Genomic DNA, 15,352 nt, shown 5'->3' on the forward strand with positions numbered 1-15,352 from the left:
GCCGGACGGGAGCACCAGCATGAAGACGGTCAGAAACAAACTATCCATCATAGCCCTGGGCGGCGTGAACGAAATCGGCAAAAACATGTACGTCGTTCAATACGACGACGATATCGTCGTCATCGATTGCGGTTCGAAATTTCCCGACGAAAGCTTGCTCGGCATCGACGTGATCATCCCCGATATTACCTACCTGCTCGAGAACAAGGACCGAGTTCGGGGGCTCGTCGTTACCCACGGACATGAGGATCATATCGGCGGAATCCCTTACGTGATCAAACAGCTGAATATGCCGATTTACGCCACGAGGCTGACGCTAGGTTTAATCAAGCTAAAGCTCAAGGAACACGGCCTGCTCGGCACGACGGAACTGCATCAGATCGACGCGGAATCCAAGCTTGCGCTCGGTTCTATACCGCTGTCGTTCTTCAGTACGAACCATAGCATTCCTGACTGCCTCGGCATCGTATTCCATACCCCGCAAGGAGCGGTCGTCCATACCGGCGACTTCAAATTCGACTTGACTCCCGTCAATGAGCAGTTCGCGGACATTCACAAGATGGCCGAGATCGGAAAGAACGGCGTGCTTGCCCTGCTGTCCGAGAGCACGAACGCGGAGCGTCCGGGCTTCACGCCTTCCGAACGGCTGGTCGGCGAGCATATCCAGGAGGCGTTTACGAACGCGGACGGGAAAATCTTCATTACGACTTTCGCTTCCAACGTGCATCGGCTGCAACAGATCGTCGACGCAACGATTCACACGAAACGCAAAATCGTCGCGCTAGGCAGAAGCATGGTCAACGTCATCGAAGTCGCCTCCTCCCTCGGCTATCTTAATATTCCGCCGAATTTGCTGCTTGATATCGGTGAAATTAACCAATACAAGCGCCATGAACTCGTCATTATGTGCACGGGCAGCCAAGGCGAGCCGATGGCGGCTTTAGGGCGAATCGCGAGCGGCAACCATCGGCAGGTCGAGGTGCATCCGGGCGACACGGTCATCTTCGCCTCTTCCCCGATACCGGGCAACGAACGCAACGTGGCCCGCATCGTCGATAATCTGTTCGTCCGCAAAGCGAAAGTCATATACGGATCGGGCGTGCAGACCGGCATGCACGTATCGGGACATGCCAACCAAGAAGAACTTAAGCTTATGCTGACGCTCATGAAACCGCAGTACTTCATTCCCATTCACGGCGAGTACCGCATGCTGTATCTTCACCGTTTGCTCGCGGAAGCGATCGGAGTGAAGCCCAGCAACATCTTCATCGTGAATAACGGCGACGTCGTCGATATTATCGGGTCGGAAGCGATTCAGGAGCGTAAAGTGCCTAGCGGCAATACGTTCGTTGACGGTCTCGGGATAGGAGATGTCGGCAACGTCGTGTTGCGAGACCGCAAGGTGCTTTCCGAGGACGGCATCCTTATAATCGTGCTTACGCTAGCCAAATCGGATAACAAAGTGATCTCCGGTCCCGATATCGTCTCGCGGGGATTCGTCTTCGTCCGAGAGTCCGAAGGGCTGATGGAAGAACTGCACCGGATCACGTTGAACGAGGTCGAACAGCTTCAGCAGGACATGACGAAGTTAAGCAATAACTGGGGCATATACAAGCAGGCGATCAAGGAAGGAGTCGGTAAATTCGTCTACGCCACAACGAAAAGAAGACCGATGATCCTCCCCATCATCATTCAGGTATAACGAATAAACCGATAAGGTTTAGGGATTATAAGTGAGGTCGTTTTTGCGACGACCACAAAGGAGGAATCCACCCTATGATCAACAATCAATTCAGCCAGTCTCTGCACCAATGCGAGCAAATCATTCAACAGCTCGTACAACAAACGCAGCAAGCCAGCCATAACTATCAAATGCTGCTGCAGCAAGAGCAGCAGAACGCGCAGCGTCTCGAAGAACTGGCGCAGCGCGAACAGCGCGCAGCCCAAATCATCCAAACGGCCCTGCAAGGCCACCAAACGGCGATCCAACAGCTTCACCAAGTATCCAATCTCTGCAGACAGATCGAACATGCCGTTCAAATCCAATCCAATTCGATCATCTCACAATCGAACCAAAGCCAAACGGGATACAATCCGGTCTATTCCCAATCCCAATCCTATGGGCAAAGCAGCTTCGGTTCATCCGGCATCGGCAGCTCCGGTTATAACAACTCCGGCATCGGCAGCTCCGGTATGAGCGGTTCCGGTATGAGCGGCTCCGGCATCAACAACACGAATTCGACGTATCGCTCGATGCAATAACGCTTATAACGGAAGACCCGCAACGATGCCTGCAAGAGGCGTTCGTTACGGGTCTTTGCTCGTTATATGTCGGGAAAGCTGTATATACCCGATTACGGTCTCGGAATGTCGATCGTCCAATCGTCGTGCGCCGCCTCTGTGTTCCCGAAGGCGGATTTGACTTCTTCTACCATGCTCGCTACATCCTCCGCGTCGTAACGCGAGCTGAAATGCGTAAGCACAAGGCGCTTCGCTTTGGCCTTAACCGCGATTTGCGCGGCTTGCGCGAACGTCGAATGTCCGTACGCAGCCGCTTTATCCTCCATTCCAGTTGCAAAAGTCGCCTCGTGAACGAGGACGTCCGCATCCTCCGCAAGCGCAACCGATTTCTCGCTGGGAGAAGTATCGCCAAGAATCGTCACGACCCTGCCGACGGCCGACGGACCGACGACGTCGATCGAACGGATCGACTGCCCGCTCGGCAACGTAATGTCCTCCCCCCGCTTCAGCTTGCCATACAACGGACCTAGCGGTACGCCTAACTGAATGAGCTTCTGGAGATCCAGCGCGCCGGGCTGCGGCTGCTCGACGATCCGATAGCCGAAGCACGGAACCCGATGCGTAAGCTCTGCGCACGTCACGCGGTATTTGGAATTCTCGAATAGAACGCCTTCGCCGATCTCTATAATCTCGAGCTCGTAGTTCAAGTGCGCGCCGCTATACCCGAACACGCATTCGACGAATGCTTGGATACCCGGCGGTCCATAGAGTTGCAGCTTGCCGGCGCCTTCGAAGTAAGTACGGCTGCTAAGCAAGCCCGGCAAGCCGTACAGATGGTCTCCATGCATATGCGTGATGAAAATCTTATCGAGCTTGTTCAGCTTCAGTGTGCTTGCCATCAATCGATGCTGCGTCGCTTCCCCGACGTCGAACAGCCAGAAGCCGTTCGTCGGTTCCGCGACCGACAGTGCGATCGCGGTCACGTTGCGCGCTTTGGACGGTCTTCCGGCCCCCGTCCCGAGAAATGTCAATCGCATACGATGCGCCAGCTCCCCCGTGAATCTAAATCCGTTGTAGATTGCCCCATTTCGCATACATTCGATCCTCGGATCGGTCCGGTTGAACCGACAGCTCCGGAAATCGGCTTTCGATGTACCGGCATACCGCGTAATAGATGTGCGGTTTATTCGTAAGGAATCGGGCGCTAGACGCGCCATGATCTTTAATGAGCAGCTCGCAGATCACCCTGGCGCTTCGAACGTCTGCTTGAATGTACGCGTCGACCGGCGATTGCAGCGAATGAGGGAGTTCTGGCCCGGCGTCTTCCATCGGATCGAAGACGGCAACCGGCTCGTTCCACGTAAATAGATCGATCGGCTCTTGTTCCGAAATCCGTGCTGCGGATTTCGTAGCCGACGGATGGGGATAGGCGTTGCGCGGCTTCGGAGCAAGCAAAGCGTTAAGCCGCTGAATTTGCCGCTCCAACAAAGGCAATCCTTGCTGCAAATGCGCGGCGATGTCGTCAGGGAGATTCGGAAGCTTCGCCCAATCGGGATTCGGCTCCCAGCCATTATGGATTTTCAGAAGCATTTCGTCCAGCTCGTAATCGATGGCGTCGAAGCCTTTCTTAATCGCGGAAACGACGACGGCACCGATCCCTAAGTGCTCCTTAAGGTGCTCGATGCCGAAACGTTTCGTCTCTTTCGTCGTCTGATGTTCCACCCGATGCTGATAGCGCAGCGCGCGGCCGCATTCGCACCGCAGCTCGGTCGACACGCATCCTGCGTCCGTATAACCGGCATAGATCCAATCGGACAGCAGCCGTTCGATCTCTTCGGGCTCCGCATGCTCGGGTACATAGAACCCTTTATCCGCGGCCATCGCATTAGCGAACGCCGTCCGTCTCGAACGCGTCAGTCTCTCGGATAGAAAGTGCCGCTGCTCTTCCGGCAGCGCGGCCAACCATTCGTCACGTACGCCGACGTCCAGAATCATGCCTCGAACCGATACGTCCAGAATCTTTCGGTTGCCAGCCGATCAAGGATCTGCTGTTCGGGCATGCTTTCGCCGCTCTCCATCCCTTGGAACTGGGACTTATGCGCGCGAAGGGAAGCCAGTTTCTGCGGCATATATTTATTAATGTCATTAACGATGTCGGGTTTGCCGATCTTTTCTTCGTGCCCGTTCGAGAACGCGATGCCATGCACGGTCGGGCGTTGTTCCTTCGGCAGCCTTCCGATCGCGCGGATGACGGCGGCGCCGGTTGCGTCATGATCGGGATGCACCGCATACCCCGGATAGAACGTAACGACCAGAGAAGGGTCGATCTCCTTGATAAGCGCATCGATCCGTCCGTCGAGCGCGTCTTGGTCTTCGAATTCGACCGTCTTATCGTGCAACCCGAACATTCTTAAATCTTGAATGCCGATCGCCTTGCAAGACGCTTCGAGCTCCGCTTTGCGGATGCCGGGCAGCGTCACGCGGCTGGCGAATGGCGGGTACCCCATATTGCGTCCCATTTCCCCGAGCGTTAAGCAGGCGTATGTCACTTGCGACCCTTGTTCGATATGCTTGGCAAGCGTGCCGGCGAGTCCGAATGCTTCGTCGTCCGGATGCGGCAATACGACCAGAATGTGTCGTTCCATCTCTCACTTCTCCTTTGACCCCGGTACGATGACGGGTTCGTTTAGAATGGCTCGGGACTTAGCTGCAACGCGACGACTAGCTTCCCGTGGTTATCGTGTCCGGCAAGGATCAGCCTTTCGCTCTCCGTCTCCTCGTAATGGGTGAGTCCCTCCGAGTATACCCAGCCGTGCGGGAGCTTCAAGCCCACGCGGTACGGCCCTTCTCCCGATATCGATCCGTGCGCGTAACGGACGATCGCGTTCTTGATGAACGTAGCCGCCGGATGCTTGGAGCTATCCCAATGGGATGCGTACGCCCCGGTCGTCATCTCGAGATGAATGTACAATTCCCGACCGCTTAGACGATCGATCCTGATCTGAATGTCGGTCTTGTCGATTGGCTTCATGCGAATCCTCCTTATCGCGATCATCGAATGCTAGCTGGATGCGTAATAGAATGATTTTAACATACTTGGGCGGTCGGCATTACTGTAGTCGGTTTCGCGTCCACAGCACGACGGGAATCAACAGCAGCGACAGCAAGCCGCCGCCTAAGGAAAGCGCTGCATAACTCGCATGATCGACGATTACGCCGGACATCATGCCTCCGGAAGCTCCGGATATCGCGATCAATACGTCAATCGCCCCTTGCAACTTGGCTCGCGTGGCGACGGTCGTCGCATCCACGATCTGCGCGGTCCCGCTTATTAAGCCGAAGTTCCATCCAAGCCCCAGCAGCCCGAGCGCCACGATGAGCAGCGGCATCGAATCCGCGGGAACCGAGGCGGCGACGATGCCGGCGGACAACAGCGTCACGCCGGCTGCGTAAGTCATCGCCTTGCGGCCGAATTTATCGACGAGCAACCCCGTTACAAGAGACGGAAGAAACATCGCGCACACGTGAATGCTGATCACGAGTCCGACATCCCCGATCGAATGACCGTGATGCTTCATATGTACGGGCGTCATCGTCATGATGGCGACCATCACGATTTGCGTCAGTACCATGACCGTCGTTCCGACGATGACCCCGCGTTTGTCCGCCGCGGAGACGGAGCTTTCTTCCCGCGTCGACGTTGCGCTCTTTCTTTGCGCTTCCGCGATCGCGAACGCGACCTTGATCGGATCGGGACGAAGCCATATAAACAGTACGAGTCCGGCAAGCGCGAACGCAGCAGCGGCTAATAAGAACGGTCCGGCAAGCGCGGGAACGTCGATCGATTCGGCGAATCGTCCCATCGTATCGACGAGATTCGGACCGGCTACCGCTCCGAACGTCGTGGATACCATGATGACGCTGATGTCTCTTGCTCGTTCGGTCGGCTTCGCCAAGTCCGCTCCCGCATACCGGGCGAGCAAGTTGGTCGCGGTTCCCGCGCCATAGACGAGAAGCGAGACGAACAGCAACGGAACGCTGTCGATGACGGCGGCAAGAACGATGCCTAACGCGCCGAAGCAGCCGGACAAGAAGCCGGCGGCGAGCCCGACCCTTCTGCCTAACCGCTGCGATAGCCTGCCGACCAGCAACGCGGCTGCGGCAGACCCTATCGTGAACAAGGCCGTAGGCACGCCGGCATAACTGTCCGTCCCGAGCATATCTTGCGCGAGCAAGGCGCCTACCGTAATTCCGGCGGCAAGACCCGCGCCTCCGAATATTTGCGACAGCACGACAATCATTAACGTACGGCGTCTCAGCTTGCGCAGCAACTCCGGATTGTCGACGTAATCTTGAACCGTCGGCCGACGGCGGTCGACCGCTTGTTGCAGTACGGGTTCCGACACTTCCATCCCTCTTCTCCACGTCTTCTTCTCGGTTTGAATTTCCCTATACCCTACCATATGGCACGGATGTCAAGTCAAGAGAAATTTAATCGTCAGGCCACGCAGAAGCCGCAAACGAAAAACCCGCTCTCGCGAGCGGGCCGGCACGATCGGTTATGAAGCGGATACCGACCGCGGATCATATCGGGGCGTTGACTTGCGCGACGACTTCGCTGCTTCGGGAATCGCCACACCCGCAAGCACTAACGCTATGCCTAGCCATCTTATCGCGCTTACGTCTTCCCCCAGCACGATCGCCGACAGCGATACCGCGACCGGCAGCTCCGCCGCTCCGAGTATGCCGGCCATTCCGCCGCCGATATGCGGAACGCCGTACGTGAAGAGCAGCGGCGGCAGGAACGCGCCGAAGAAGCCGAGCAGCGCGCCGAACAGAAGCAGCGGGCCGACGATCGTTCCATCGGTCAGGAAGTGCGGCGGGAACAGAACGAATACGAGGAGCAATCCTCCCGTTATCATCCAAGCGCTGCGGGTCGTCGCTTTGGCGTGCGGGACCGCTTTGCCGCTAACGATAATGAATATCGTGTAGCTAGCCGCGGATAATAAACCGTACACAACGCCTTTACCGTTCAGATGGCCCGCGCCTTCCGTGATGCCTGCCGCAAGCAACGTTCCTCCGAATAGGACGGCGAGAGTGAGCAGCGTTGTGCCGCTTGGCCGCTTGCGGGTATGGATCGCTTGAATGACGACGCCCATCCACGTGAATTGGAATAGAAGCAAGATCGCTAGCGAATTCGAGATCGTTCTGAGCGACTCGTAATAAAGCAGCCCGGTTATCGCCGTCGGCATGCCTGCCAGAAGCAGCGTAACGCGCTGTTTCCAGGTCAGGCCGCGCGTCTCGGCGGGCACGGCGGTTTCGCCGCGAACGTGCCGATTCGAGCGGCGTCGCTTCATCAGCCTCAGTGCGCCTACGAGCGCCCAAGCCAGCAGACATCCCGTCAGCAGTTGACTGCCGACGACTTCGCCAAGGGAATAGCCGTGATCGTACGCTTTGACGACGATCGTAGATAGAATCCCGTAGCTGATCGCGCCCAGCAGTACGGATACGCTATATTTCATAGGTTTAAGTCACCTTCTCTCTGATTCTAAGTTGCCCGGACGACAAAAAACTTCCTAACGCGATGTCCGGTCATCCGCAAATGAACGAGGCATCGTAGTTAGGAAGTTAAGGCTTCCCGTAGAAACCCCCACCCTATCTTGTGAGGTTATACGAATTCAAGTATTCGATTCGTTAAGCAACAGAAGAAATATTACGCGAGCCGGACCGGAATGTCAAGAGAGATTACGCGCCATCATTCCGGCAGACGTCTTCGCCCGGCAAATCCGTCGTTCCAGCCATGGTAATGCGCGACCCGCTCTTCGCCTTCCTTCCAGCAGATGAGCACGTCTTCCCCGTCGATGACCGCCGGAAAATCAAGCAGACCGGGCTCTATTCTCTTCAGCAGCACGCCTGCGCGGGCAAAGTTGTCGATGACGAGCTGGGCTTCCATGCGCATGAAGTCGATCCGCCCTTCCAAGAGAAAAAAAGGGTCGCTCGCGATGGCGACCGGGTGGCTTTTCATGCCATGAAGCTCTTGTTCTTGCGTTTGAATGAATTGAACCAGCTCGCGAAGCTTGGCCAACTGTTCGCGCAGCTCAGGCAGCAGCGCATTCGCTTCGTCTGGCGTGAATCGTCTAGCGTTCAATGGCCTTCCTCCTGCCTACGATGAAACGTCCGAATCGCTAACGGTCCATTGCTTGCCGTTCCAGGCGATCGTATCGCCTGTTCGAACGGAAGGCTCGCATTTGCCGATAGGAATCGCGATACGCTTGCCTTCCACCTCTGCGTGAACGAACGAACAATCGACCGAGTTCACGACTCCGGTTCGAAGGATGCGGCACCTGCTCTGTTGCGTATCGCTCACGGGACACCTCTACGTATAGATCGTATTGCCGGCCAGCAGATCAAGCGCCGTGCGCATTTTGTTGACGTATGCCTGGTCGCCGCTCGTGCACAGCAGCTTAACGGAGCCGTTGCCTTGGCTTTCCGCGATGCCGTAACGATGCAGCATGGCGGCTAGACGGCGCACGGTGCCTGCGCTTCCGTCGACGATGCCGATGTGCGGCGGCAGCATTTCGCGCAGAAGGTCCGCATAGAAAGGGTAGTGCGTGCAGCCTAGCACGACGATGCCGTAATCGTTAAGGTTATACGGCGCCAGCTTCGAACGGAAATATTCGGTAATCATGCGTTTATCGAATTGGAGCGCTTCGCAGAACTGGACAAGCTCGGGCAACGGCAACGAATCGACGATGCCCTGCTCATCCACGCGGGAGACGAGCGCGTAATATTTCTCTTGCTGCAACGTAAGTTGCGTAGCTAGTACAAGCACTCGCTTGCCGGTAGCCCGGTTCATCTCCACGGCCGGCTTCACCGCCGGCTCCATGCCGATGATCGGAATCGCGTACATGTCCCGCAGCTCCGCGACCGCGATGCTTGTCGCCGTATTGCAGGCGATGACGAGAGCGTCGATATGATACTGCATCAGCATCTCGATCGCTTCCAGAATATACGACTGTACGTCATCCTTGGATTTCGGACCGTAAGGAACGTGCAGCGTATCCGCCATGTATATATAGTCCTCGTGCGGCAGCTTGCGCAGCGCTTCGGAAAGGACCGTGAGTCCGCCTAGTCCGGAGTCGAAAAATCCGATCGTCATAGCTATCGATTCCTTATCGTTAGTAGTGATGGTTACGCCAGCATAACGCGAGCCAATCCGATTAAGCAAGGCAGATCGCTTCCAGTTCGCCGGGTAATCCATCGTCCTTAATAGGCGCATTACCGTCAACAACATCGGACTTGGGGCAGCCGCGCACCCATTCTCCCCATTATACGCCAAGGTTCGCGATTGGGGAAAGCTTTTAGGCCAGTCCCAAGCCCGTTAAGTTACGATAGCTGATCGCCAAGCTTTCGAACGGATCGCGCCCGCATTCGTCTTGCTCGACGACAAGCCATTGCGTGCCCGCGGCCGCCGCCGCACTTGCGATCTCCCTGAAATCGAGCGTGCCCTCGCCGATCTCCGCGAACGGTTGGCCGGGGCCATGGCCGACGTCCTTAATATGGAGCAGCGGACAACGGCCGGCGTATTTCCCGACATAAGCCGCTGGATCTTCTCCGCCCCGGCGAATCCAGTACGTATCAAGCTCTAGCTGGACGAAATTCGGATCGGTCAGTCGCATGAGATGATCGATCACGCATTCGCCTTCGTAACGCTCGAACTCCCAGTCGTGGTTATGGTACAGAAACTTAATGCCGCGACGATTGAAGCGTTGCCCGATTTCGTTCAGCTTCGCGGCCTTATCGCGAACGTCGGTTAAAGAATCGAACATCAGGGAGATCGCGACGTGTCTCTCTCCTCCGACTTCCTCCAAGTAATCGGCGATCCCGTCCGGATCGAAATCAAACGTATTAAAACCGGCATGCGTGCCGATCACTTGCAAGCCGAGCCGTCCCAGGATCGCCTTCTGTTCGCCCACCGTCATGCCTTCGGGCGGACGGCCCAATTCGATTCCTTGATAGCCGATTGCCGCCAATTTCTCCAAAGTGCCGGCATAGTCTTCGGCGAGCGCCTCGCGAACGGTATAAGGCTGAACGCCGATAGGAATTCGTTTCGTCATCGTTAACCTCCGTCCTTACGCGTCCAGCGTATTGTATTTCAAACCTTGCGGCAGCCGCTCCGGACGTTCGATCGTCGATTGCAGGAGGGCGTGGCGTCCGGTTTCGGACGCTTCGAAGATGGCAAGGGATATATCGAGCACGTGCCGCGCCAACCGTCCGCTTGCGCGGTTGTTCCTGCCTAGCCGAATGGCGTACGCCATGTCCGCGACGCCGGTGCCTCTGCCTTCTTCCGCATGAGGATAAGCGAGCGGAACTTCCTTCTTCTCTCCGTGAGCGGTATGAATGAACACTTGGCTTCCGAAGAAATTAGCGTCGGGAACGTACAGAATACCCTCCGTGCCGTACACTTCCATACGAGGAAAATAGCCGAACGCTTCTTTAGCCGCCTGCACCGTCGCCACGACGCCGCAGTGGAAATCCAGCACCGCGGAGACGTTCGTCGGCGCTTCCACCGGTACTTTGTGTCCGTAAGCATGGGATTTAGGATTCGTGACGACGATCTCCCGATGCAGCTGCGAAGCGGATCCGGATACTCTGCGAACCGGACCGAGCATGGCGATTAATGCCGTTAAATAGTACGGCCCCATATCCATGATCGGATCCCCGCCGAGCTTGAGGAAGTTCTGGAAGTTCGGATGCATGCCGCTGGCGGCATTACCCATGATAATGTTGGCGCTGGCTGCGTAAGGCGTGCCGATCCACCCGTCGTCGATCAGCTTAACGCATGTCTGAATACCTGCGCCAAGGAACGTATCCGGCGCGCAGCCGACGAGCAATCCCTTCGTTTCCGCGAGCGCAAGCACCTCGTCGGCCTCATCGCGGTTCAGCGCGAACGGCTTCTCGGTATAGACGTGCTTGCCGGCTTGAAGCGCGCGAAGATTGAGCGATGCGTGTACCGCGGGAGCAGTCAAGTTCACGACGATCTCGATTTCGGGATCGGCAAGCAGCTGTTCTACCGTATACACGTTCGGAATGCGGAACTGCTCCGCTTTAAGCTGAGCCGATTGCGGCATCATGTCCGCAACGGCGGTCACTTCGACGATCGCGTCGAACGTGCCGGTCAAGTTGGTCAAGTATACCCCGCTGATCATTCCCGTTCCGATGACGCCAACCTTCACTCTGCGCATGCCCTAACGTCCTCTCTGTTATGTATAGATCAACGACAAAAAACAGGCGCTGCATCGGCCTGCTTGCTATCGTTGTAAAAGCTGATGGAGAATGCGCGCCGTCTCGTCGGCTTGACGCCGAAGCTGCGCATGCGTCCATACGCAATCCGGCTTTTCCAGATCGCTGCGGATGAGTCTTAACATCCATAGCGAGTACACGGCTGCGAACAGCATATATTCCGCGAGGAAGGTTCGCCGATCGAGCCTCATGCCTAGTTTATCGGTTTCCGTAAAATAATCGTGCAGCAAAGCGTCCCGCCACTCAAGCTCGATCTTACGAGGGTATAACGGGTGGGTAAGATCGATAAGATGGAACAAATCCCAATGGCGCGAGCTCAGATGCGCATGCTCCCAATCCATGACGCACAGCCGTCCGTTCGCGAACGCGTAATTGCCGACATGCAAGTCGCCATGGCTGAAGACGAGCTCGTCCGACGGGCGCGACCGTTCGAGTTCCGAGTAGATCCCGGCTAGCTTCCGAGGATCCATGCCGTATTCGGAAGCGACCGCGGCATAATGCTCGCGCTTCGAGACAAGTTCGACGGCCGCCTCTCGGTACGAAGGTTTTAACCCTTGCTTCGGAACGCGGCTCTCACTCTCCATGTCGGCGTTGTGCCAACGGGCTACCGTTCGGACGAGCGCGCGGGCGGTCTTCAAGTCGTATTCATGCTTCAAGGGGCCTAAATCCTCGAACCAGATCCATCGTGAATGCTCTTCAATCATCCCGCCTTCCGAAAGTGGATTGACCAGTATCCTCGGATAGACGAGAGGCAACTCGCCTAGAACGTTCTCGTAAATCCACAGCTCGCGGGAATTTGGCGAGACGGGCTTGCGGATATAGCTTCGCCCATCGTCGCTTCGAATCCGCGAGACGGTTCTCCCGTCCATCGCCGTGTAGATCGTTTCCTCGCGCCAGTTGGCCGGCAATCGCAAGGCATGTCCCCCTTAAGGTTCATGTGATGCGATCATTGTATCATAGCGACCGATAATCCCGCGCCATAATGTTTTTCACGTGGCTGGACCACTTCGAATTGGCAGGGCAATACTTTTTATTGATTCGCTCCACTGTCGTGTACCCTTTATCCACGTACTTCTCCGCGATAAGTTGTCCGAACATTCGGACGCAATCCGCCTTCGTCTCGAAGCTAAGCGCTTTATTGAACGCATCCCCCGCGATCGCGTTAAGTCCGAAGAGGTTGTTCTTGATCTTCGCGATTCTGCTCTCGCCGTTGCCGCTCTCCAGCTTCATGACCGCGATCGTGAAATAGGCGTTAATCCCGTATTCCTCCTCGATGTCCAAGATCGCTTCCTCCAACCCATGATCCGCTAAATCCGTTCCTTCCAGAATTTCGCTTATATCGTCTTCCGAAAGGCCCGATTCGGACTTCACGGAAGAAGTAGGTTTGCTCGGCTCGCTGACGCGCTCCTCCAGATCGTTCTCTTCGCTCTCGATGACTGCGTTGTTCTCGGACGATAGAGAAGCGATTTTGACGATATCGTCTTTCAGCGGTTTCGCATAACCGCCGTGCACGTACCCGCCGTCCTTCAGCTTCAACCATCTGTTGTCGGTTTGAAGCAACGCCTCGATAATCGTTCCTTGGGCCAACACGTTCAATATTTTCGCTTTCGGATCAGGTTGATCTCTTACGTTAAGATAGTAAGCGGTTATTTCGTATGTATGCATTTTGACATCTTCCCGGATGGCCGGTTGGCTTGGCGGTTGGCTTACCGCTGTTGATGCCGTCGGCGCTGGCGACTGCGGGGGCTGCGGGGGAATCGTAATCGGGGATGATTCCGCGACCGCGCTCGGGAGATGGACGTTCGGCAAGCTCATATACGCGTTAGGAATGCTTGTCCGATCGATAGCGCCGGTAATCGCGGAAGCCTTCGGTTGAGGCCCTGAAGCGGCGCTTGCGTGATTAAAGATAGAGGATACCAGATAAAAGCCTAGACATAAAAGCACGATCCCGCTTAAAAAATAGGCGAGCCATTGTCGATGTTCACGATGCAATTCAACCACCTCTTCGCTTTAAGGTTACAAAGATTGTACCTAGAAGCGAATGAAAAGCTTGTCAAACGGTCTGAGGCGAACATCTGTTAATTTGTCATATTGCCATAAAAAAACCGCGCAGAGCGCGGATTGGACGTAAAATGATTGTGCGATTTTGTCGTCGGTTTCGCAGATTAGAAAGATTAGAGACTAAGATTGCACTTCGGTCAGCTCTAAGGCGCGGTTCTTCAACCGTGAAGTTTCGGCGGTCTGGCTGATCAAGTCCGATATGGCGACGCTGTCGCGTATGTTCCTAAGCGTATAGGTCGGCGTGCTCGTGTCCGTGGACAAAATCGTAATATCGCCGAACTTAAGCAATCGTTCGAGGAGATTCCGTTTAAGCGAGATGTCCCGAATGCGATAGAGCTGGATTTCCTCGCGGCGCTTCGTGAAGATGCCCCTCTCGACGATCAGTCGGCGATCCGTTAGCTGATACTTGGTAAAGGTAGGAATCCCATAGTTGAACGGCTTGCCTTCCCATAACTTGTTCTCGGCCTGCATTATTCGCATCGCTCCCTAGGAATGGATCAACTCCCTTCTATTGTACATGAGGCTGCGAGCGCGGCATATCCCTAAATATATTTCGTCCCTTTGACATTCGAGTGCTCGAGCAAATAAGCGAAGTCGTTCTCTCTCCGTTTCTGCTCCGCGAGACGCGCCGCCTCCGCTTCGGCTCGCTTCGCCGCTTGCTTCTCGGCTTCCTCTTGCTTAAGCAACTCCGCCTGCTGCTTAAGCTTGGCGATCGTATCGGCACCCAACAGGTCGCGCAGGGTGGCCGGTTTATCGACCGTATCCATAGTCGTGGATGGAGTCGTATTCGCGTTCGTCCGTCGGCCGGACGGTTTCTTCTTGTTGCTCATCGAGGCGTTCTCTCCTTATTCGATCGTTCGATAATAGTTTCCGCAAACGGTCGGGATAGTCGGTATGGATCCCGTCGACTTCCCAACGCACGGCTCTGTCCATGCGGCTTGGATCGTTGATCGTGTACGGGATAACGGACAGGCCTGCCGCCTTCGTCTTCCGCACGTAATCTTCGTTGATATTATTGTACGTGACGCCGATCCCGTTTGCATATTTTTTAATTTCGTTAAGCTTCTCCCGCGTAATCGTCGACGAATGATTGTACCAAATCAGTTGATAGCGTGTAACGCCCGGTGCAAGCTTGCGCAGCTTTTTCAAGCTTTTCCTGCTGAACGATTGGACGGCGACGCGATCGGCAAGTCCGTATTGCTCCACCAGAGCCCACATTTTCTCCTCCAGTCCCGGATTGTCCGAGGGCGACTTCGTCTCGAGCAAATAGTTCGTGCGGTTTCCGAACGTCTCGAACAATTCGCGAAGCGTCGGTACCTTCTCGCCCGCGTACTCTTCACGCGCGTACATCGGGTTTTCCGAATTGAACCAGGAGCCGGCATCGAGCGCTTTCACGTCAGCTAACGTCATACGTCGGATTTCGCCTCTGCCGTTCGTCGTCCGGTTGACCGATCCGTCGTGCATAATGACGATTTCTCCGTCCTTCGTCAGTTGCAAATCGATCTCTATGAAGTCGGCTTCCATCCGGACAGCCATGCGAAATGCCGATAGCGTGTTCTCCGGCGCATAGCCCGAAGCACCGCGATGCGCGATCGTTAAGATCGGCTGATCTTCAATCGCCATATGGCTGGACGCGACGAAAGGCTGACCGGACAACGAAAAACCGAACAAGAGAATTCCTACATATGCAGCAACGAGCTTGATCCTCCGCCACGTTCTCTCCTTTTTCATGCTGCCGCCCGCCTCC

18 protein-coding genes and 1 riboswitch are annotated in these 15,352 nt (G+C 55.8%); of the genes, 2 read left to right on the forward strand and 16 right to left on the reverse strand.

Going from position 1 to position 15,352, the window contains the following annotated elements; translation table 11 throughout:
- The first annotated feature begins 19 nt into the window (after positions 1 to 19).
- Complete coding sequence (locus COHPA_RS0102755) at positions 20 to 1,702, forward strand: ribonuclease J (RefSeq protein ID WP_027084668.1); 1,683 nt, start codon at positions 20 to 22, stop codon at positions 1,700 to 1,702.
- Positions 1,703 to 1,776: 74 nt separating this feature from the next.
- Positions 1,777 to 2,262, forward strand: a complete 486-nt coding sequence (locus COHPA_RS0102760) for a hypothetical protein (RefSeq protein WP_027084669.1) — start codon at positions 1,777 to 1,779, stop codon at positions 2,260 to 2,262.
- 92 nt (positions 2,263 to 2,354) lie between these two features.
- On the opposite strand, the gene rnz is transcribed toward COHPA_RS0102760, so the two are convergent.
- The 16 genes from rnz to COHPA_RS0102845 form a co-directional block, all read right to left on the reverse strand.
- Entirely contained in the window at positions 2,355 to 3,278 is a 924-nt protein-coding gene (gene rnz, locus COHPA_RS0102765; protein WP_027084670.1) for a ribonuclease Z, read from the reverse strand.
- Positions 3,279 to 3,303: 25 nt separating this feature from the next.
- Positions 3,304 to 4,236, reverse strand: coding sequence for a DUF3895 domain-containing protein (locus tag COHPA_RS0102770; RefSeq protein ID WP_027084671.1), 933 nt, complete (start codon positions 4,234 to 4,236; stop codon positions 3,304 to 3,306).
- Entirely contained in the window at positions 4,233 to 4,886 is a 654-nt protein-coding gene (gene bshB2, locus COHPA_RS0102775; protein WP_027084672.1) for a bacillithiol biosynthesis deacetylase BshB2, read from the reverse strand. Before bshB2 ends, COHPA_RS0102770 begins: the two co-directional genes overlap by 4 nt.
- Positions 4,887 to 4,927: 41 nt before the next feature.
- On the reverse strand, positions 4,928 to 5,272 hold the full coding sequence (locus tag COHPA_RS0102780; RefSeq protein WP_027084673.1) for a YojF family protein: 345 nt from the start codon (positions 5,270 to 5,272) through the stop codon (positions 4,928 to 4,930).
- Positions 5,273 to 5,351: 79 nt separating this feature from the next.
- Positions 5,352 to 6,653: an MFS transporter gene (locus COHPA_RS0102785; protein ID WP_027084674.1), complete on the reverse strand. Its 1,302-nt coding sequence runs from the start codon at positions 6,651 to 6,653 to the stop codon at positions 5,352 to 5,354.
- 147 nt (positions 6,654 to 6,800) lie between these two features.
- Positions 6,801 to 7,763: an EamA family transporter gene (locus COHPA_RS0102790; protein WP_027084675.1), complete on the reverse strand. Its 963-nt coding sequence runs from the start codon at positions 7,761 to 7,763 to the stop codon at positions 6,801 to 6,803.
- 75 nt (positions 7,764 to 7,838) lie between these two features.
- Positions 7,839 to 7,937: riboswitch (purine riboswitch) on the reverse strand.
- Positions 7,938 to 7,996: 59 nt separating this feature from the next.
- Positions 7,997 to 8,389, reverse strand: coding sequence for a DUF2203 domain-containing protein (locus COHPA_RS0102795; protein WP_027084676.1), 393 nt, complete (start codon positions 8,387 to 8,389; stop codon positions 7,997 to 7,999).
- Positions 8,390 to 8,404: 15 nt separating this feature from the next.
- A complete protein-coding gene (locus COHPA_RS0102800; RefSeq protein WP_027084677.1) occupies positions 8,405 to 8,608 on the reverse strand; it encodes a hypothetical protein in 204 nt (67 codons plus the stop codon).
- Between the two features lie 9 nt (positions 8,609 to 8,617).
- Complete coding sequence (murI, locus tag COHPA_RS0102805) at positions 8,618 to 9,400, reverse strand: glutamate racemase (protein ID WP_035119937.1); 783 nt, start codon at positions 9,398 to 9,400, stop codon at positions 8,618 to 8,620.
- Positions 9,401 to 9,602: 202 nt separating this feature from the next.
- Positions 9,603 to 10,358 carry a sugar phosphate isomerase/epimerase family protein gene (locus COHPA_RS0102810; RefSeq protein WP_027084679.1) on the reverse strand — a complete coding sequence of 252 codons (756 nt, stop codon included), beginning with the start codon at positions 10,356 to 10,358 and terminating at the stop codon, positions 9,603 to 9,605.
- A 15-nt stretch (positions 10,359 to 10,373) separates the two neighbouring features.
- Positions 10,374 to 11,486: a Gfo/Idh/MocA family protein gene (locus COHPA_RS0102815; RefSeq protein WP_027084680.1), complete on the reverse strand. Its 1,113-nt coding sequence runs from the start codon at positions 11,484 to 11,486 to the stop codon at positions 10,374 to 10,376.
- Between the two features lie 66 nt (positions 11,487 to 11,552).
- The gene (locus COHPA_RS0102820; protein WP_027084681.1) at positions 11,553 to 12,458 is read right to left on the reverse strand and encodes a phosphotransferase; all 906 of its coding nucleotides are present in this window, start codon (positions 12,456 to 12,458) and stop codon (positions 11,553 to 11,555) included.
- 40 nt (positions 12,459 to 12,498) lie between these two features.
- Positions 12,499 to 13,536 (reverse strand): glucosaminidase domain-containing protein, encoded by a 1,038-nt coding sequence (locus COHPA_RS0102825; protein ID WP_084760302.1) that lies wholly within the window; start codon positions 13,534 to 13,536, stop codon positions 12,499 to 12,501.
- Between the two features lie 189 nt (positions 13,537 to 13,725).
- Positions 13,726 to 14,076, reverse strand: coding sequence for a PH domain-containing protein (locus tag COHPA_RS0102835; RefSeq protein ID WP_027084684.1), 351 nt, complete (start codon positions 14,074 to 14,076; stop codon positions 13,726 to 13,728).
- 71 nt (positions 14,077 to 14,147) lie between these two features.
- Positions 14,148 to 14,435 (reverse strand): DUF3886 domain-containing protein, encoded by a 288-nt coding sequence (locus COHPA_RS22870; protein WP_035119349.1) that lies wholly within the window; start codon positions 14,433 to 14,435, stop codon positions 14,148 to 14,150.
- Complete coding sequence (locus COHPA_RS0102845; RefSeq protein WP_027084686.1) at positions 14,356 to 15,336, reverse strand: glycerophosphodiester phosphodiesterase; 981 nt, start codon at positions 15,334 to 15,336, stop codon at positions 14,356 to 14,358. Before COHPA_RS0102845 ends, COHPA_RS22870 begins: the two co-directional genes overlap by 80 nt.
- Positions 15,337 to 15,352 lie beyond the last annotated feature (16 nt).

Source organism: Cohnella panacarvi Gsoil 349, from assembly GCF_000515335.1.
Lineage (GTDB): Bacteria > Bacillota > Bacilli > Paenibacillales > Paenibacillaceae > Cohnella > Cohnella panacarvi.

Bases quoted from the DNA above. Each gene is read 5' to 3' on its own strand.
- COHPA_RS22870 (WP_035119349.1), bottom strand. From the start codon at position 14,435: ATGAGCAACAAGAAGAAACCGTCCGGCCGACGGACGAACGCGAATACG.
- COHPA_RS0102755 (WP_027084668.1), top strand. From the start codon at position 20: ATGAAGACGGTCAGAAACAAACTATCCATCATAGCCCTGGGCGGCGTG.
- COHPA_RS0102790 (WP_027084675.1), bottom strand. From the start codon at position 7,763: ATGAAATATAGCGTATCCGTACTGCTGGGCGCGATCAGCTACGGGATT.
- murI (WP_035119937.1), bottom strand. From the start codon at position 9,400: ATGACGATCGGATTTTTCGACTCCGGACTAGGCGGACTCACGGTCCTT.
- rnz (WP_027084670.1), bottom strand. From the start codon at position 3,278: ATGCGATTGACATTTCTCGGGACGGGGGCCGGAAGACCGTCCAAAGCG.
- COHPA_RS0102770 (WP_027084671.1), bottom strand. From the start codon at position 4,236: ATGATTCTGGACGTCGGCGTACGTGACGAATGGTTGGCCGCGCTGCCG.
- COHPA_RS0102835 (WP_027084684.1), bottom strand. From the start codon at position 14,076: ATGCAGGCCGAGAACAAGTTATGGGAAGGCAAGCCGTTCAACTATGGG.
- COHPA_RS0102785 (WP_027084674.1), bottom strand. From the start codon at position 6,653: ATGGAAGTGTCGGAACCCGTACTGCAACAAGCGGTCGACCGCCGTCGG.
- COHPA_RS0102810 (WP_027084679.1), bottom strand. From the start codon at position 10,358: ATGACGAAACGAATTCCTATCGGCGTTCAGCCTTATACCGTTCGCGAG.
- COHPA_RS0102780 (WP_027084673.1), bottom strand. From the start codon at position 5,272: ATGAAGCCAATCGACAAGACCGACATTCAGATCAGGATCGATCGTCTA.
- COHPA_RS0102815 (WP_027084680.1), bottom strand. From the start codon at position 11,486: ATGCGCAGAGTGAAGGTTGGCGTCATCGGAACGGGAATGATCAGCGGG.
- COHPA_RS0102845 (WP_027084686.1), bottom strand. From the start codon at position 15,336: ATGAAAAAGGAGAGAACGTGGCGGAGGATCAAGCTCGTTGCTGCATAT.
- COHPA_RS0102760 (WP_027084669.1), top strand. From the start codon at position 1,777: ATGATCAACAATCAATTCAGCCAGTCTCTGCACCAATGCGAGCAAATC.
- bshB2 (WP_027084672.1), bottom strand. From the start codon at position 4,886: ATGGAACGACACATTCTGGTCGTATTGCCGCATCCGGACGACGAAGCA.